Genomic DNA, 18,437 nt, shown 5'->3' on the forward strand with positions numbered 1-18,437 from the left:
AAACCTTTATTTTTACATTTCCTGAAAAGTAATCGGCAACTGGTAAATATTTACATATAATTTACAAAATATTACAATATTTTCAAAAACAAGTTGATAGAATAGAGTTGCCATTCTATGTTTTACATCGAGCAGGAGAAAAATAAGGAGGAGAACGGGTTGATTGTTAAGAGGAATTTTTTAGTTTATGTACTGAGTTTTTTGCTAGTCTTGCAATCTTTACTTTTTCAGACATCTTATAAAACAGTAGCAGCGGCAAATTCTTCCTATCAGTTGGGAACGGTCATTGAATCATGGACAAGATCTGTAGCCCCGGGAGTCGAAGAAACAACGATGACATTGGCTACGGAGAGAGGGCGGCAAGAAGTCTTTATTATGGGAGTGAATCAAGGAAATCCGGATGTGCATATCGAGGTGGGCCTTCCTAATGGGAAAGACTTTGGTTTGCAAACGGTTAGGAAGCAAGCTGAAGCTGTATCGCAGCCTGGGCATGTTGTAGTTGGTGGTGTAAATGCTGACTTTTTTAATACATCAAATGGAGTTCCAATTGGTTCTGTAATACGAGAAGGGAAAATTCTCCAAGGGATCAATACTGAAACATTCGGAATTAAAGAAAATGGTCAAGGTATCATTGGCTATCCTGAACCGTCATACTCTATTGTTGCAGAAAATATAGAGATGGAGATTCATAGAGTGAATGGAATACGTGGCGATAATCAGCTAGTTTTATATACATCTGATCAAGAATCGACAAACACAAATCAATATGGAACAGAGATCATTTTATCAGATGTGACAGGGGATATTCGTGAAGTGGGTGAGGTGACAGCCACAGTAGAAACTATACTCGTGGACCAAGGAAATACACCTATTCCAGAGGGGAAGCTTGTTCTTTCTGGTCACGGCGCACATGCAGACTTCTTACAAACTCTTAAAGAAGGACAAGCCATCGAATTGAGAACGATGGTTGCTCCAGGCTGGGAGGATGTAAAGGAAGCGCTCGGTGGACGGATTACTCTAGTAAAAAATGGCGAGAAGACAGAGATTGAAGAAAGCTCATTCACAACGACACTCGCACCGAGAACAGCGGTAGGCATCAAAGCGGATGGAAGTATATTTTTTTTAGTGATCGACGGGAGACAACCAGGTTATTCGGAAGGTGTAACGATCTTTGAGTTACAGAATTTAATGTACGATTTAGGTGCGGTGGAGGCGCTAAATTTAGATGGAGGTGGTTCTTCGACATTTTTGACTCGTGCGAATGGAGAATCAGGGTTACATCTTATGAATAGTCCGTCTGATGGAATAGAAAGAAGTGTCGCCAATTCCTTTCTCGTTGTCTCTACAGCAGAGGAGGGGGAACTTGGTCAACTAGCAGTTCAACCAGATCATATGTTGATGCTTTCTGGAAGTACGTATGATTTTACAGCCAAAGGTATGGACATGGCTTTTAACCCTGTTAAAATGAATGAAAAGCCAAGCTGGAGTTTGGATGATGTAACTCTAGGGACAATAGATTCTTCCGGAAAGTTTACCGCTGGACAAGAAGCGAAGACAGGCCTTTTAAGAGCTACTTTAAATGGAGCTGAAGGAACCTCAGAAATTACTGTTGTCAATGAATTGACAGATCTTCAATTCGGGCAGGATACGATCACGGTTAAACGTGGTGAAGAAATGATGATTGATGTAAGGGCCTTCTCGAATGGAAGAATGGTTCATGCCAATCCAGCTAATTTTGAATGGGAAGTTACTGGTGATGTCGGAATGATCAATGAAGCAGGGACATTTAAAGCTACAAATAAAACGGCATCAGGGACGATAACAGCAAGTTTCGGCAACCAGTCTGCCACGATGAATATTCAAGTTGGTAAACTGCCTGTTGTTTTAGAAACATTCGAAAATGGAATAGAAGATTGGACATGGAGTGGAGCCCGCTACCAATCTGTGTCAATTCGTCAAACAACCTATCCAGAACCAGCAAGATTTGGCGACCATGCACTTGAACTTAAATATGATTTTACTGGAACAACTGGAACTTCAGGTGCTTACGCCCATACGAAGGATCCGATTATTTTGGAAGACTACCCTGAAGCTATTGGACTGTGGGTATATGGCGATGGAAAAGGACACTGGTTAAGGTCACAGTTACGAGATGGAGATAATAATGCATTCCCAATTGATTTTGATAATAACATCAATTGGACAGGTTGGAGATATTTAGAAGCGCCAGTGCCAGCTGGAAAATCAACACCATTAAAATTAGATTTGGCTGTTAGATTAATGGAAACAAGTGATGATAAGAAAAACGCTGGAGCTATTTATGTTGATAATATTCGAGCTGTTTATGGAGAAACAGATGATGATTTAATCAATCCTACGATTTCTGGTGAATATCCTGCAGCAAATGAGGTCATTGTCACTAATGAATTAAAAATTGGAGCTTTTGCAGAAGATAATGAAGGTGGCACAGGAATTAATCCTTCACGGATGTGGATGTATATCGATGGAATCGAGGTAGAACCAGAGTATACTGAAGAAACAGGAGAAATTTCGTTTACACCTGATGGGCCATTATTGGATGGATATCATCAAGTTAAAATTGTCGTTCAAGACCATTTTGGTAATGAAACAGAGCGGATTTGGCAATTTGAAATCGATAGTGGCAGTCCAGGAGTAAAGCCCCTTTTTGAACAGGAAGCTTTTATCGGCAATCCATTTGACATTACTCTTCAAACAAGTCAATTGAATGAAATGGAAAGCCTAAAATTACAATTTTCTTTTAGTCCAGATAAACTTGATGTTGTAAAGAGGCAGTTGATCCTTGACGAGAAAATTTCAAAACAACATATTGTCCGAAATGAGATTACAGAAAATGGACAAATTTATCTTGAGTTGAAGGATCTAGATCAAATTGCAGATGGAGATAAAATTAGGAAACTAGCCAAACTGCCATTATTGATGAAAAAAGATTCCGCTGAAACAGTTCAAGTGAAATTTGAGGGTGGAAGTACGGTCATCAAAGGAAAATCCATTTCTATTTTTATCCCTAATATGGATATTGCGGCTAAGGCCCACTATGAAATTGCTCTAGACCGTGCATCTGTAGGTTTTGATAGTAAAATATCCGTTACAGATGAACGAGGAAAGCCGGCGAAGGGAGTAGACATTCACGTTGTTTCACCCGATAATCAGCTAGCGGTAATCAAAGCAAAAGAAGCAGTTGTCTACAAAGAGCCTAAGTCAAACAGCGAAAAGATCATGAAGTTGAAAAAACATGAGCCTACTATTCTTGTTGAGAAACAAGCTGGGTGGCTAAAAGTCAGACATGGAGAGCAAGAAGGTTGGATTAAGGCGTCAGACGCAAGTATTTCTCCGTGGACATTAGGTACAACAGATAATCAAGGGAAAATAAAAACGGATAGACTATCCATTATTCCTGGTGAGCTTATTATTCAAGCGCAGAATAATAAGCGCTACAGCTTCCAAACGAAGATCGATGTTCTAAAACATCTTGGATCGCAAGCACCTGAACGAACTAACCTTACGTTTAATGGAAAGAATAAGAGCCTTAATATTACTTGGACAACTTCTCCGTTAATAACAAATTCTGTTGTTCAAATTGTCCCAACATCAGAATATGAAAAGCACGGATTTACTAAAAAATCTGTTAAAGAAGTAAAAGGAACAAGCACATACCATGCGTTTGAAGCGGGTGAAGTTCAAGTTCATACAGCTCGACTGAATGGACTAAAGGATGGAGAAGCTTATACGTATCGGGTTGGCGACGGAACGAAAACAGGTTGGAGTGAAGTGGGCAGTTTTACAACTGAGAAAAAGAAAGATAATGATTTCAACTTTATCTTAATGGGAGATACTCAGTCTTTGCCAAATCAAACAGAGAATGGTTTTGGTGTTTTCACTGAACTATTTACAAAGGCAAAACAAGAAAATGAAGATGCTGCGTTCATTGTCCATGTAGGCGATATGGTCGATGATGGAAATCTATATTCTCACTGGGATGCCTTCTTTGAGTCTATGAAAGATTCCAAACTTGCTCCATCAACACCATTTGTTCCTGTTGTTGGGAACCATGAAAACATTGGAAATGGTGTCGAGACATTTAAGCGACTCTTTAGCATGCCAGATAATGGTCCGGCCAATTTTAAAGGGACCGTCTATTCCTTTGACTATGGGAATGCTCATTTCGCTGTCCTCAATACAGAAACGACAAAAGAAGGTTTGCTAGAACAAGCAGAGTGGCTCAAGAAAGATATGGCGAAATCTAAGAAAAAATGGAAGATTGTCATTTATCATCGATCTCCATATAATTCAAATCCAGCGGCAGGAAGTGAAACAGTGAAAGAAGTATGGCCTCCTGTTTTTGATGAGATTGGTATTGATTTAGCCATTTCAGGTCATGATCATTCCTATGTCAGAACGATTCCTTTGAAAAATGGTGAATTGAATAAGGAAGGAACCACCTATATCATTGCTGGATCGACTGGGCAAAAATATTATGCGACAACGCCACAACCGTATATGGATGTTTACTTTGATGAAAAAACACAAGTGTATACAAATGTATCAGTTACAGATAAGGGGATTAACATACTCGTTAAGACCCGTGACGGAAGAGTTGTGGATGAGCATGTTTTGAAAAAGTAGTAATGGAGAAAATTCGCTGGGACGCTCATTAAGGCGAACGGTGCAACAATAAAAGAGACTCCGTACAAAAGCGATTATTTTCTGAAGGAGTCTCAAGCGCCCGAATCATGGCCACAATCGTATGTTTCAAGTTAAAACCTTGACAGTCCGATCAAGTACTAAACGAGATTAAAAATAATGTACAAAATACTTTCGATAGAAGCACAAACAAAGAGGAGGATGTCCAATATTTGGACATCCTCTCATTTACTTAGTTCACTCTCAATACGATTTTCCCAGCATTTTTATTTTGCTCCATATGTTTATGAGCCTCATTTACATGCTCCCAATCCCATACGGAGTCAATAATCGGCTCTAGCCTTCCCGTTGCAAATTTTTCAAGGGCAAAGTCCGAAAAATCTTTCGTTAACTGGACTTTTCTGTCAACACTTTGAGAGCGTAATGCTGTACCAATCACTTGAATACGTTTAAAGAGTAACTTGCTAAGATTAACTTCATTTACTTTTGCGCCACCCATTGTACCAATCAAAATTAACTTTCCGTCCGTAGCAAGTGAGTCAATGTTGTGTTCCCAATAAGGAGCACCGATAAAGTCTAAAATCAGGTTTACACCTTTACCGGCAGTAGCTTCCAGAACTTTAGTCGAAAATGGACCTTCCTTATAATCAATTGCCACCCCCGCCCCAAGTGAAAGGCATAACTCTCTTTTCTCAGCAGTACCAGCAGTCACGATTGTATTGGCTCCCGCCTCACGAGCAAGTTGAATAGCGGCCGTTCCAACCCCGCTTGCACCTGCGTGGACAAGCACAGTTTCTCCTTTTTGCAAATTGCCTAGCCAAAACATGTTTAAATAAGCAGTCAAAAAGACTTCAGGAATGGCAGCTGCTTCTTCAAATGAAAGGTTTTCTGGAATCCGCATCGCCATAGCGGCCGGAATGGTAACGTACTCAGCGTAGCCACCGCCGGGTAGAAGGGCGAAAACACGGTCTCCTTTTTTCCAACCTTCCACATCTGTTCCGATTTCCTCAATTACTCCGCTCATTTCTAAGCCGAGAATGGAAGAAGCGCCTGCAGGTGGCGGATAGAGTCCGCGTTTTTGTAGCAGGTCCGCCCTGTTAAGCGCTGCTGCCTTGACCTTGACTAATAGTTCGTTTTTGTTAATCACGGGCTTTTCGGATTGGCCAACAGACAAAATATGTGTAGAATCCTCTACAAGAATGGCCTTCATTTCTATCGATCCCTTCTTTTAAGGTGATAATTGAGGCGTCTCTTTATTCGTTACACCTAGTACATCAAGTAAGAAAACAAAAATCGGAATTCCAATAATTAGTCCCCAAACACCGAGGAAGTTTTGTGAAAAAATCAGAACGATGAAAGTGTAAAAAACAGGTAGATCTGTTTTACTGGACATTAGTTTTGGATTCAATATATACGCTTCAACACCATGAATTACTGCAATTGCTATTAACACATAAACTACTTTCATAAATCCCCCAATAGTATAAGCGATTATACAAAGAGGGATAAGGGATATGATCACACCTGCGACAGGTATGAGCCCTAGAAAAAAGATCATAATACCTAATCCGATAATTTGCGGAAATCCCATAATCGACAAAGCAATAACGGATAACACACAGTTAATAATAGCGATCATAAACTGAGCTTCGATAACTTTACCGAAAGTTTGAGTGAATTTCCTTCCGAAAAATTCAATTTCATTATAAAAAGGTGCTATCTTACTACTTTTAAATTTACTAGTAAATGCTTGTAAGCGTGGTTTTTCAAGGAGAAAAAATAAACTTAAAATCAATGCTATCAAAACATCGACACTTATTTTACTTATATCAGTAAAAGATTTTAGTAGAAAGGAAAATCCATTCTCTAAATAGTCAGTAATTTTGTTGTTGGAAATAATCTCTTTTATATAATTCACTACAACATTTTCATTTGGTTGTGTGTAAAATGCTGTGATTCGTTTGATGAGCTCGCTAATTTCCAATGTAATAACTGGTAGATATTTCACTAATCCAAACACGAGCAAGCCAACAATTAGTGTGTACATGATTAATACAAGCAATCTACGATTTAATGGAACACGCTTTGCTGTAAATCCTACGAGGCGATCCATTAAAAAAGAAAAAATAAATGTTAGAAGTATTAAGTTAATCATACTCCTCATAGCATATAGAATTAATACTAATAACCCAAAAATAATAAGGCGTTTTACGCCCTTCTTTTGGAAGATTTCCACTATCCCGTTCATTTAGAGCATTTCCCCTTAGTATGTATCGATTTCTTTGTAGATCATCCATTATGATACCTCACTATTTATTATCAAGTTATATGATAAAGTTTACAAGCACTAGTTTATTATTTTTTTCGTTTTTTAAGGATGACCGAACTAGTAAGAAATAACATTAGTATTACATCGGATAACCTCGTCCTAATATTAAAACTCTATTAAAAATCTCGAAGTAATATGTTATCTTAAAAGAACCGGAATTATTCAATATGGTAATTAACAGTAGTAAAAGAGGTTGCTTTTATAATATGAAAAGAAAAAATTCATCTTTGCAAAGTCTATTATTAGTTTTGGGAATTATTTTTATCGCCTTTAATCTCCGACCTTCTATCACATCAGTCGGTCCTTTAATTAGTTCTATTCGTGAAGAATTTGTTATCTCCAATAGTATGGCGGGAATGATCACGACTTTGCCTTTACTTGCATTTGCGGCATTTTCCATAATCGCTCCTCTGATCGGCAAAAGGTGGGGAAATGAAACAACAATATTAGTAAGTTTGTTAATCTTGTTTGTTGGTATTATGATACGCTCCACTGGTCATGTAACGATGCTCTTTATCGGAACAGGATTAATTGGGATTGGGATCGCCATAAGTAATGTATTGCTTCCAGCGATAGTTAAAAAACGGTTTCCTTTAAAAGTGGGCATTATGACAAGTGTTTATTCGACCTCTATGGGGTTATGTGCAGCAACTGCATCGGGACTTAGTATTCCTATAGCTCAAGGGTTAGGTTTCGGTTGGCAGAAGGCCTTATTGGTATGGGGAATCATGGCTGCAATTGCAGTTGTTTTGTGGTTTCCACAAGTAGTGAAATCTCGTAATAGTATTGCGCTGCAGCCTGTGGGCCTATCTATTTTCTCCTTATTTCGTTCACCAGTTGCTTGGCAAGTTACATTTTTTTTGGGACTTCAATCGATCCTTTTTTATGGACCGATTACATGGTTGCCACAAATTTTGGGTGACCATGGGTTAAGTATTTCTACATCTGGTTGGATGTTAAGTTTTATGCAGTATTGCAGTTTGCCCGCTAACTTCATAACCCCTGTACTTGCAGGGAAAATGAAGAACCAAAAACTTATTATTGTTGTGATTGGAAGTCTTTACCTCATTAGTTTGACAGGATTATTAATCGGTGGCGGAAACGCTCTTCTTGCAATTTGGATATTGTGTTTAGGTATCGCACAGGGGGCAAGCATTAGCCTCGCCCTTACGATGTTTAGTTTGAGATCGGTTGACGCCACTCAAGCTGCTCAATTGTCTGGGATGGCACAATCAGTCGGCTATTTATTGACAGCAATCGGACCTATTCTCATTGGCTATTTATTTGATCATACTCAATCATGGACATTACCGCTTCTCTTTCTTCTCCTTGTCGCTATAGTTACTACATTGGCGGGACTCGGCGCTGCACGCAATGTTTTCGTTGGAGAACGCGCTACCCGATAGGTAAATTAAAAGATCGAAACAGCATGTTATCTATGTTATGATGACACCAACTTAAGGTCAGAAGGTGGATGTAATGAATAGAAAAGAAATTGAATATAAAATCATGGACTTAAAGACAGACTATGTTCGTTTGCAACATGATTTGGAAAAGCTTGAATACGTTAAGGGTAACTTGCACCCGTTAGAGAAACAGTTGGAAGGAATCGAAGAAGAATTACGAGAGTTAAATAAACTTTTAGATCAGGCAGATGAGTAAAAAGGACGCATTGGATGGAAAAACTACCATTCCAATGCGTCCTTTTTATTGGAGAAACCCGAATGAATTTAGATGTATAGACAATCTAGACTCGAAGTAATTTTACAATAATAGTATGTGGTAGTTGATTTGGAGTGGAAATCGTTATAAAATATATGAAACTATATTTCATCTATTATATTATATGTAGGAAATTTCATTTTATCAAATAAAGCTAGTATTTGTCGAAGGAGCATAACCATTATGGTTTATACGATTGGCATTGATGCAGGTGGGACTAAAACAGTAGGAGTCGTATTAAATGCGGAAAAAGATATTCTATTTCAAGCTGAAACAGGGTTTGGAAATCCGAATGTTCAATTGGACCAAGCTTTAGCCCATATTTATCAAGCAATATCTATGTGTCTTGCCAGTGCTTATGGTAAGGAATGCAAGATCATTGTTATGGGCGTTGCTGGGATTGAAACAAAGGAAAATCGTGCGAGATTTGAGTCGTATTTTAAACAAAAGATCCCGTTACCAATCATTTTAGTCAATGATGCAGTTCTTGCTTATCATGCTTTGCTAGGAAATAGAGATGGGATTTTAACGATTGCCGGGACTGGATCCATTTCGTATGGTCGTAAAGGTGACAAAGATGCTTATTCAGGTGGATGGGGACATCTATTAGGTGATTTCGGAAGTGCTTATGATATCGCGATTCGAGCCTGTAGACAAATCACGATTGAAGCTGATCAAGGTGTAGCACATTCCCATCTATCGAGGACGTTGATGCAAGAAATGGGAGTTAATAAAGCTGAAGAAATAAAGGGCTTTATCTATAGCGCTACTAAAGGTGAGATTGCCTCTTTATCGTATCCGATTTTCGTTGAAGCGGAGAGTGGAGATGAAGATGCAAAAAGCCATTTCCGTATAGCGGGGCAAGATTTAGCCAAACAAACTTTCTTGTTATATCAAAAATTACAATTAGATCAGCCGTTGAAAATAGCGTATAAAGGGTCTCTTTTGGAAAAAAACCGATTCGCTCAAACGGCATTTCAATCAGCCCTTCACGAGGTGATTGGAGAGGTACAGTTCGTTCAAAATGACATAACCCCAGCAATAGGTGCTTTAACCGTTGCTTCCATTTACAATGATACACCTAAAAAATTCTAGCTTAGAGGGGAGGAAACTATGGAAAAACTAGCGGTAGGTTTAATGTCGGGTACTTCTATTGACGGAATTGATGCGGCACTTGTAAAAATAACCGGATATGGCTTGGATACAAAAGCAGAATTAATAGCATTTACTACCTTGCCATTTACGGAAACAGTAAAAAATGAGATTTTTCGAAGTATGGATCAAAAGGATTCTAACTCCGCTCTTATTTGCAGTTTGAATTTCAAATTAGGTTATTTATTTGCAGACGCCGTTAAGAAGGTATGTAAAAAGGCTAGTATTTCACCACTCAAATTAGACTTTATTGCGTCTCATGGACAGACGATTTATCATTTGCCACAAAGTGACCGTCAATATGAAAGATCAACTCTACAAATTGGCGAGCCTGCAATTATCGCCTATGAAACAGGGACCTTGGTAATCTCTAATTTTCGCTCTATGGATATGGCAGCAGGCGGGGAAGGCGCTCCGCTCGTACCTTATACAGATTATCTACTCTATCGCAGTGAAACGAAAGGTGTAGCTTTACAAAATATCGGCGGAATTGGAAATGTAACAGCGATACCGAAACAAGCAAAATTAGCGGATCTATTAGCATTTGATACAGGACCAGGCAATATGGTGATCGATGAATTATGCAGAAGGTTAAAAGGGAAATCATATGACGATGGTGGGAAGTGGGCATCTGCTGGCCAAGTCCATAAAAATATGGTTGAAGTTTGGATGCAGATGGATTTCTTTAAACAGCAACCGCCTAAATCCACTGGTCGTGAGTTATTTGGAGCACAATTTGTCGACCAATTACTTCAGGAAAACGGGCATCTTCCCGAAAATGATTTAATTGCAACAGCAACTTATTTTACGGCCCTTTCGATTGCAGATGCATATCAAAAGTTTGTTTTCCCTGCTTATTCAATGGAAGAGATGATTGTAGGTGGCGGTGGGAGTGAAAATAAAACATTACTTCGTTTCTTACAAGAGTTGTTACCAAATATGACAGTTATGACTCAAGAAGATGCAGGGTATTCATCAGAAGCGAAAGAAGCGATGGCGTTTGCTCTTCTAGGAAATGAAACACTCCATATGCAACCGGCCAATGTTCCGAGTGCTACTGGGGCGAGGCAACCAGTAGTGTTAGGTGCGATGACCTTTCCGCCACGTGGCATTAGGACGCAGGCCTTTTCAGTATAAAAGGGGAGAGTAAGGAATAGAAATAAAAAGGGGGCGTATACAAGTTGAATATTAATCTTTCTAAATTAACAACAGAACAAGTCAATGAAAATACGAGAAATATTGATAAGATGTCCACGATGGATATCATTCAATTAATGAATAAGGAAGATCAAAAGGTGATTGATGCTGTAAATCGCGAGTTGCCGAAGATCTCCCAAGTGATTGATCTTATTCATCAATCCTTTAGAAGAGGAGGTCGCCTGTTTTATATTGGTGCTGGAACAAGTGGACGACTCGGTATTTTGGATGCTGCGGAATGTCCGCCAACTTTTTGCGCACCACCGGAAATGGTACAAGGAATCATGGCTGGTGGAAAAGAGGCTGTTTTTGAAGCGGTAGAAGGTGCAGAAGATGATAAAGATGCTGGTAAGCTTGATTTGGAAGCAAGGAAACTAACAGACATCGATATAGTTGTGGGAATTGCAGCAAGTGGACGTACTCCATATGTCATTGGAGGACTCGAATTTGCTAATTCTATTGGTGCAGCAACCGTCGCCTTATCTTGCAATGAAGGTACACCAATTGGTAAAGAAGCTAATATCTCCATTGAAACAGTAGTTGGTCCGGAAGTTTTGACGGGATCTACAAGGCTAAAAGCCGCATCGGCTCATAAAATGGTTTTGAATATGTTTACTACAGCATCGATGATTAAATTAGGAAAAACGTATGAAAATTTAATGATTGATCTGAATCCATCTAATGAAAAACTTGTTGAACGTGCTCACAATATGTTAATGACTATAACAGGAGCAACAAGTGAAGAAGCAGAAGAGGCCCTGCAAATAACAAATCTTAGAGTAAAGCCAGCTATTGTTATGTTGAAGGCGGATGTTTCCTATGAGAAGGCACTAGAAAAAATTGATAAGGCCAATGGATTTGTTAGGGAGGCGATCAATCTTGCTCGATAGGAATGATAACTTAAAAAAGAAGGTACAAGCTTTTTTAGAAAAGGAAGTAGAGTTAGGAATCATACCTGGTGCTGCTCTCCATATTTCTCAAAATGGAAAAACGATCATGGATACTTATGTTGGTTCTCGAACGTTTTCTCCCAGTCCGGAACCTGTTCAACAAGATACGATCTATGATCTTGCTTCCTTAACAAAAATCGTAGCAACTCTTACGGCGATGCTGCAATTATTGGATGAAGGATTCATTCATTTAAAAGATAGAATATCCCGCTTCTTTCCTTCCTTTGAAAATAACGGAAAGGGAGATATCACAATTAAGCAGCTTTTAACTCATACGTCAGGTTTGCCTGCTCATCGTCCATATTATGCGGAGAATTTAAATAGAGAGCAGGTAATAGAAAGGATCTGCAACGAAGATTTACAAGTGAAGCCAGATAGTGAAGTCATTTACAGTGATCTCGGCTTCATTTTATTGGCAGCGTTAATTGAAAAGGTAGTGGAGCAACCATTTCAGCAATATGTCGATGAGCAGATTTTTACACCGCTTGAAATGAACGATACTGGCTTTAATTTAGCATTTGATAAGCAGCGATTTGCAGCAACGGAATTTAGTGAGAGTTTAAAAGACTATAAATATGGTATTGTCCATGATGAAAATGCAGAATCGATGGGCGGGATTAGTGGGCACGCTGGCTTATTCTCGACTCTTGGCGACTTAGCTAAATATGCATCTATGGTAGAAAACAACGGCTTTTATAACGGGAAGCAAATTATTTCGAGCCAATCATTAAAGTTATCAAGGGAAAATTTTACTACCTTTGACAATGAGGGAAGAGGACTAGGGTGGCAATTACAAAGCAAAGGTGTTTCGGCATGCGGGGATCTTTTCTCCGCAATGTCCTATGGTCATACAGGTTTTACAGGTACGAGCATTTGGTTTGATCCAGAAGTACAGCTGTCGGTTATTTTACTAACGAACCGTGTTCATATACCTCATCAATTAGGTATATTGCGGTTGCGACCTAGATTGCATAATTTAATTCGGTCACATTTCTAAAAATATAGAGGAGGAAAACAGAATGAAACTAGCGGTAGTCGGTGCACATTGCGGAGATGCGGAAATCCAAGCGGGTGCCATTGCCCACAAATATGCAAAAGCAGGTCATGAAGTTACCTTTGTTCACTTAACAGCAGGGGAAAAGGGAAATCCTCCTAATATATCAGTGGATGATTATCGAGAACAAAAAATTAAGGAATCTGAGAAAGTAGCGGAAATTCTCGGAGTAAAAACAATTACGCTTGATTATAAGGACGCAGAACTTACATGTAATGATGAGATTGTTATGAGAGTGGCTACGCTCATGAGAGAAATAAAACCTAATGTTGTCATTACTCATTGGAAAAATAGTATTCACCCTGATCATGAGCTCTGCTATGAAATTGTCCAGGCTGCTCAGTTAAAGGCAGGGCTTCCTGGCTTTGATCTTAACGGTCTTCCCCCTCATTATTACGGTATTTATCATAGTGAAAACTGGGAAGATATGGATGGATACGATCCAGATGTTTATATAGATGTATCAGATGAATTTGATACATACTTGGAAGCGCTATCCAACTATTGGTTCATTATGAATTCCTCTTCCTTCCGCTATTACGATTACTACAAAGCATTGGGAACAGTGAGAGGTTGTCTAAACCGTTGCAAATATGCCCAAACATTGAAATTTACTACAGGGGGCAATGTTCGTAAGGGTGGTATCATTCCTGGATATGAACTATAAGGAGTGGGGCAAATAGATCCATAATACAATAATGGAGTGATTATATGCGTCTCGGTTTAGATCTTTTTTTGGAAAAACACTATCAATCTTTTAGAGGAAAACGTATCGGTCTGTTAACGAATATAACAGGTGTTAATGAAAAATTGATTCCGACCATTGATTTGTTTCACCAGCATTCGGATATTCGGCTGACCGCTCTATACGGTCCCGAACACGGAATTCGCGGAAACGGCCGGGAAGGGGAGGCAATAGAGTCATTTGTCGATCCTTATACAGGATTACCTGTATACAGCTTGTATGGTGAAACGAAAAAGCCGACAAAGGAAATGCTAGATACGGTTGATGTAATAGTTTTCGACCTTCAGGACATTGGAACAAGATATTATACGTATATTTATTCGATGGCTTATGTTATGGAAGCTTGCGCAGAACAGGGAAAACAGTTTGTTGTTCTCGATCGCCCGAATCCTGTTTCGGGTATACCTATGGAAGGGAATTTGGTTGAAGAAGATGTTCGCTCATTCGTTGGCCTCTATCCCATTCCAAATCGCCATGGTATGACGGTGGGGGAGATTGCTCAATTTTACAAGCATGAGATCGGAATTGATTGTGAATTAACGGTAATACAAATGGATGGCTGGGAACGAGATATGTATTACGATGAAACCAAACTATTTTGGGTTCCTCCATCACCAGCTACAACTGGGCTTGATATGGCGATGCTTTATACAGGTACATGTTTGGTGGAAGGTACGAATTTATCTGAAGGCAGAGGTACGACAAAACCATTTGAATATGTCGGTGCCCCGTTTATTGATGGTTATCAACTGGCAAAAGCTTTTAATAACAAGGGGTTGCCCGGGGTCATTGCACGTCCCGTCTTTTTTGTCCCCAATTATCAAAAGCATAAAGATCAGGCGTGTGAAGGCATCCAGCTACATATTGTTGATCGTCATTCCTTACATTCACTTCGTACAGGGCTAATACTATTAGAGACGGTTGCAGAAATGTATCCTAATGATTTCAAATTTAATGAACATCAAAATGGTAAATACTTTTTTGATTTGTTAGCAGGAACGAAACAATTACGAGACATTATTTTAAATGGAAAAGCGAATGTGTTTTTAGAGGAATGTGAAGAACAACTGGAACAATTCCGAAGACAAAGAAAACCGTACCTTTTGTATTAGTAGGAGGCGACATAACCGTGACAACGTATCGGTTTTATCAATCAGGCGATGAAAAAGCAATTGTAGAGCTATGGAATAAATGCCTCACGAAAGACCCGATCAACGGGAGAAGATTTCGCAACTTAGTTTTATTAGATGCCAATTTTGATCCAGAGGGGATGCGATTGGCATTTGCTGGGGACAAATTAATTGGTTGTGTGTATGCGATAAGAAGATTATTACCAATGTATAAAACAGAATTAGAACAAGAAAATGGATGGATTCCATTCTTTTTCGTGCATCCTGATTATCGTGCTCAAGGTGTTGGCGCCCAATTGATGAAAGAAGCTGTTGAGTTTCTAAGTTCAAACGGAAGGGCGAACATCTTTTTCTCCTCCTACGCACCTAATTATATATTGCCAGGGATTGATGAAGAAGCTTACCCAGCGGGATATAAATTTTTAAGGAAACAAGGGTTTGAAAAGTTATATTCTCCTATTGCAATGGATCGAAGTTTAGTTGGATATGAATATCCAAAAGAAGTGGCCGACTTGAAGGATCAGAGAATAAACGAAGATTTTACATTCACTAAGGCAATGGATGGAGACCTTTATGAAATAATTCTGTTTGCTAATGAAGTCTTTAATCCGGATTGGGGACGGGCGATTCGAGAGGGAGTACTTCAGGGTTTGCCGATGGAGCGTATTATAGTTGCCAGGCAAGGAAAGAAAGTGGTAGGATTTTGTTTATATGGCGGCTATGAAGGAATTCCAGAACGATTTGGTCCTTTTGGCGTTGATCCTAGTCAACAAGGAAAAGGATTAGGTAAAATCCTGTTACATGAGGCCTTACAAAGTATGCGTGAGGAAGGCTTGCATGGCGCTTGGTTTTTGTGGACTGGGGAGAAAACTTCAGCTGGTTATTTATATAAAAAGACTGGTTTCTCTATTACCCGCCACTTCCATGTAATGAAAAAAACGATAAGTTAAGAAGGTTGAGTGAAATATGCCATTTGCAACGGGCGGATTAGTGATGCTTTCCGAAATGTTACCTCAATTGCCGCCATCGGAAAGAAAAATCGCTACTTACATCTTAGAAAACCCAAGGGAATCCATTTCGTTAACGGCAAGTGAATTGGGAAAAAGGAGTTCTACAAGTAGTGCCGCAGTCATAAGATTATGCAAATCCTTAAACTTAAAGGGATTGCAAGAATTAAAACTTAGGGTTGCTGGAGACTTACAAAAAGAACAACCACATGAAACTCGCGATATTGAACCGAACGAATCACGATATTCCATTATTGATAAAATGACATCTAATAGTATTCAAACATTAAAGGAAACAGCAGAATTATTAGGTACGGATGAACTTTTAAAAGCAATCGATGCATTGGAAAAAGCTAAAACGATTCACTTTTTTGGAGTAGGTGCATCACATATTACGGCTGAAGATGCTATGCAAAAGTTTTTAAGAATTAATCGTCACACTACTGCGTTCAGTGATTTGCATATGGCGGCGACAGCTGTAGCAAATACTGGAAAAGGTGATGTAGTGATGGGCATTTCCTTTTCAGGGAGCACGATGGAAGTTGCTAATCTATTAGGGTTAGCTCAAAAGCAAGGTGCAACGACCATCAGTTTAACGAAATATGGTTCAAATATTGTGTCAGAACAAGCTGACATTCGACTGTATACATCTGCCACAAAGGAGCCTACCTTTAGAAGTGGTGCAACTTCATCTAGGATTGCTCAACTGCATGCAATTGATATTCTATTCATGTGTGTAGCATCCAAACAATATGATGAAATCGTCACTTATACAGATGAAACAAGAGAGGCGATTAACTTTATAAAGCAAAATCGATCCTCACGGCCTAAAAATAAAGGTAACTAAGAAAAGCTCCAACAAACAGGATAAAAAATAATACTCCTGTTTGTTGGAGCTAGGCCAGTACGAACCAAAGTTTCCTTATCTAATCTAAAAAGACGGCAAACATGAAAATGAGATGCCGTCTTTTTACATTGAAAATGCAGCAAAATTTTTTTTGACACTAGAACGCGAATTAGCATAGGCTAATGTGGAATGATTCATCAATAGGAGATGATGACATGAGCGGAAGTATGTTGCGCTATTTTGCAGGAGGAAATACAGCTAAAGGCTTCTACAATTTATACGACTCCAATCTATTTGGGATAGAGCGTGTGTTGTTACTATCAGGAAAGTCCCAATCTGAAAAGGCAGATGTGGTACAGCGTTTGTTAAATAAATGGCGTGATTCTGAAATTGCCTTTGAGGTAATTCACAATTCAGCAAATCCAGAACAGCTAGAGGGATTTATTATCCGCGATTTAGGGTTTGCGATTATCGATGGTGACCATCCTCGTGTTTTAGGTGATTACGTGGGACTTGAATGGGAGACGATTGATTTAGATCAATTGGCTTCAATCAAACAACATGAGAATTACGAAGATGACATAAATGATCTAAAGGAAAAAATCGCTAATCATTATAAAAAGGCGTACGATGCATATGAAACAGCATTGCGAGTGCACGATGATTGGGAAGGTATTTATATTAGGCAAATGGATTTTGATCAAGCAAATAAGGTTACGAATGATTTGATTTCGAAGCTATTCCAAGAGGACGAGATTCAGACAGACAAGGAGTCACGAATTCTAAGAAGATTTCTTGGTGCGGCAACTCCGGAAGGTCCTGTCGATTTTGTCGATAATATTACAGAGGGCTTGACAAAGAGATTTTTTCTAAAAGGTCGAGCAGGAACAGGAAAGTCAACACTACTAAAAAAAGTTGTAGCGGAGGCTGAAAAGCACCGTTACGATCTAGAAATTTATCATTGTGGTTTTGATCCTGGAAGCCTTGATATGGTTCTAGTACGTGAATTAGGATGGGCCGTTTTTGACAGTACAGCACCACATGAATATTTTCCGAGCCTACCGAACGATGAGGTCATTGATATGTATGAATTAACGGTTGCACCAGGAACTGATGAAACCTATGCAGAAGAGATAGCCGTGATTGAAGCGAAGTATAGGGAACAAATGAGACTAGGAAAACTTCATCTAGCAGAAGTGAAAAAATATCAAGATGAATTAGAAACTGTGTATGCAAAGATTACAGATCGTACCCATATAGAAACAATTTATAATGAGTTGGAACAGTTGCTTGGCCAGATAATAGAAGAAGAGTAGGAAGGAAATTAGGCCCGTCCTTTTGTCGGGCTTTTCTTATTGTTAAGGAAAGTATAAAATTTTTAGCGTGTGGATAGTTCTAACAGGAAGGTTTGTCGTCCAGCTCCAGCGCCTAGCGACTAGCAAATTTACGTCTTCTTCCTACGATAAGTCAACATCGGCTCATGCTTCGCCGTGTTTCCTTTATCTCGTCAGAAGTCTTTAAATTTGTACGTCGCTAAACAGGCGCTTGCGCTTTTGTTCATAAAAGAACTAAGTACTTCTTCAAATATCTTCCCTATTCCACGAAAAAGTGTTACGATATA

Annotated in this window: 15 protein-coding genes; 12 read left to right on the forward strand and 3 right to left on the reverse strand. The window is 39.1% G+C overall.

Features of this window, described 5'->3' with window-relative positions:
• Positions 1-159: 159 nt before the first annotated feature.
• Positions 160-4,665, forward strand: a complete 4,506-nt coding sequence (locus tag BN1243_RS15435) for a phosphodiester glycosidase family protein (RefSeq protein WP_062108235.1) — start codon at positions 160-162, stop codon at positions 4,663-4,665.
• 250 nt (positions 4,666-4,915) lie between these two features.
• Here BN1243_RS15435 and BN1243_RS15440 read toward each other — a convergent pair whose 3' ends face one another.
• The 3 genes from BN1243_RS15440 to BN1243_RS22700 are packed head-to-tail and all read right to left on the reverse strand — an operon-like array spanning position 4,916 to position 6,980.
• Positions 4,916-5,893, reverse strand: coding sequence for an NAD(P)H-quinone oxidoreductase (locus BN1243_RS15440; protein ID WP_062108237.1), 978 nt, complete (start codon positions 5,891-5,893; stop codon positions 4,916-4,918).
• A gap of 18 nt (positions 5,894-5,911) precedes the next feature.
• Positions 5,912-6,883: an AI-2E family transporter gene (locus BN1243_RS15445; protein WP_230200331.1), complete on the reverse strand. Its 972-nt coding sequence runs from the start codon at positions 6,881-6,883 to the stop codon at positions 5,912-5,914.
• Entirely contained in the window at positions 6,831-6,980 is a 150-nt protein-coding gene (locus BN1243_RS22700; RefSeq protein ID WP_230200348.1) for a hypothetical protein, read from the reverse strand. The genes BN1243_RS15445 and BN1243_RS22700 overlap by 53 nt, the downstream gene beginning before the upstream one ends.
• Positions 6,981-7,218: 238 nt before the next feature.
• On the opposite strand from BN1243_RS22700, the gene BN1243_RS15450 reads away from it, so the two are divergent.
• The 11 genes from BN1243_RS15450 to BN1243_RS15500 all read left to right on the forward strand — a co-directional run bounded on the left by BN1243_RS15450 (position 7,219) and on the right by BN1243_RS15500 (position 18,132).
• Positions 7,219-8,418 (forward strand): CynX/NimT family MFS transporter, encoded by a 1,200-nt coding sequence (locus BN1243_RS15450; RefSeq protein ID WP_062108244.1) that lies wholly within the window; start codon positions 7,219-7,221, stop codon positions 8,416-8,418.
• A gap of 73 nt (positions 8,419-8,491) precedes the next feature.
• Positions 8,492-8,674, forward strand: coding sequence for an SE1832 family protein (locus BN1243_RS15455; RefSeq protein ID WP_062108247.1), 183 nt, complete (start codon positions 8,492-8,494; stop codon positions 8,672-8,674).
• Positions 8,675-8,917: 243 nt separating this feature from the next.
• Complete coding sequence (locus BN1243_RS15460) at positions 8,918-9,829, forward strand: BadF/BadG/BcrA/BcrD ATPase family protein (protein ID WP_062108249.1); 912 nt, start codon at positions 8,918-8,920, stop codon at positions 9,827-9,829.
• Positions 9,830-9,847: 18 nt separating this feature from the next.
• Positions 9,848-11,023 carry an anhydro-N-acetylmuramic acid kinase AnmK gene (gene anmK, locus BN1243_RS15465; RefSeq protein ID WP_062108251.1) on the forward strand — a complete coding sequence of 392 codons (1,176 nt, stop codon included), beginning with the start codon at positions 9,848-9,850 and terminating at the stop codon, positions 11,021-11,023.
• 44 nt (positions 11,024-11,067) lie between these two features.
• Positions 11,068-11,973: an N-acetylmuramic acid 6-phosphate etherase gene (gene murQ, locus BN1243_RS15470; RefSeq protein ID WP_230200221.1), complete on the forward strand. Its 906-nt coding sequence runs from the start codon at positions 11,068-11,070 to the stop codon at positions 11,971-11,973.
• Positions 11,963-13,030 (forward strand): serine hydrolase domain-containing protein, encoded by a 1,068-nt coding sequence (locus BN1243_RS15475; protein WP_230200222.1) that lies wholly within the window; start codon positions 11,963-11,965, stop codon positions 13,028-13,030. Before murQ ends, BN1243_RS15475 begins: the two co-directional genes overlap by 11 nt.
• A gap of 22 nt (positions 13,031-13,052) precedes the next feature.
• On the forward strand, positions 13,053-13,754 hold the full coding sequence (locus BN1243_RS15480; protein ID WP_062108256.1) for a PIG-L deacetylase family protein: 702 nt from the start codon (positions 13,053-13,055) through the stop codon (positions 13,752-13,754).
• Positions 13,755-13,798: 44 nt separating this feature from the next.
• Entirely contained in the window at positions 13,799-14,944 is a 1,146-nt protein-coding gene (locus BN1243_RS15485) for an exo-beta-N-acetylmuramidase NamZ family protein (protein ID WP_062108258.1), read from the forward strand.
• A gap of 17 nt (positions 14,945-14,961) precedes the next feature.
• A complete protein-coding gene (locus BN1243_RS15490; protein WP_062108259.1) occupies positions 14,962-15,912 on the forward strand; it encodes a GNAT family N-acetyltransferase in 951 nt (316 codons plus the stop codon).
• A gap of 16 nt (positions 15,913-15,928) precedes the next feature.
• Positions 15,929-16,816, forward strand: a complete 888-nt coding sequence (locus tag BN1243_RS15495) for a MurR/RpiR family transcriptional regulator (RefSeq protein ID WP_062108261.1) — start codon at positions 15,929-15,931, stop codon at positions 16,814-16,816.
• Positions 16,817-17,031: 215 nt separating this feature from the next.
• Entirely contained in the window at positions 17,032-18,132 is a 1,101-nt protein-coding gene (locus tag BN1243_RS15500; RefSeq protein WP_062108263.1) for a hypothetical protein, read from the forward strand.
• Positions 18,133-18,437 lie beyond the last annotated feature (305 nt).

This window comes from Bacillus niameyensis (assembly GCF_001375535.1).
Taxonomy (GTDB): domain Bacteria; phylum Bacillota; class Bacilli; order Bacillales; family Bacillaceae_C; genus Lederbergia; species Lederbergia niameyensis.

Coding starts and splice junctions, on each gene's coding strand:
- BN1243_RS15495 (WP_062108261.1), top strand. CDS start 15,929: ATGCCATTTGCAACGGGCGGATTAGTGATGCTTTCCGAAATGTTACCT.
- BN1243_RS15450 (WP_062108244.1), top strand. CDS start 7,219: ATGAAAAGAAAAAATTCATCTTTGCAAAGTCTATTATTAGTTTTGGGA.
- BN1243_RS15440 (WP_062108237.1), bottom strand. CDS start 5,893: ATGAAGGCCATTCTTGTAGAGGATTCTACACATATTTTGTCTGTTGGC.
- BN1243_RS15455 (WP_062108247.1), top strand. CDS start 8,492: ATGAATAGAAAAGAAATTGAATATAAAATCATGGACTTAAAGACAGAC.
- anmK (WP_062108251.1), top strand. CDS start 9,848: ATGGAAAAACTAGCGGTAGGTTTAATGTCGGGTACTTCTATTGACGGA.
- BN1243_RS15480 (WP_062108256.1), top strand. CDS start 13,053: ATGAAACTAGCGGTAGTCGGTGCACATTGCGGAGATGCGGAAATCCAA.
- BN1243_RS15500 (WP_062108263.1), top strand. CDS start 17,032: ATGAGCGGAAGTATGTTGCGCTATTTTGCAGGAGGAAATACAGCTAAA.
- BN1243_RS22700 (WP_230200348.1), bottom strand. CDS start 6,980: ATGGATGATCTACAAAGAAATCGATACATACTAAGGGGAAATGCTCTA.
- BN1243_RS15485 (WP_062108258.1), top strand. CDS start 13,799: ATGCGTCTCGGTTTAGATCTTTTTTTGGAAAAACACTATCAATCTTTT.
- BN1243_RS15460 (WP_062108249.1), top strand. CDS start 8,918: ATGGTTTATACGATTGGCATTGATGCAGGTGGGACTAAAACAGTAGGA.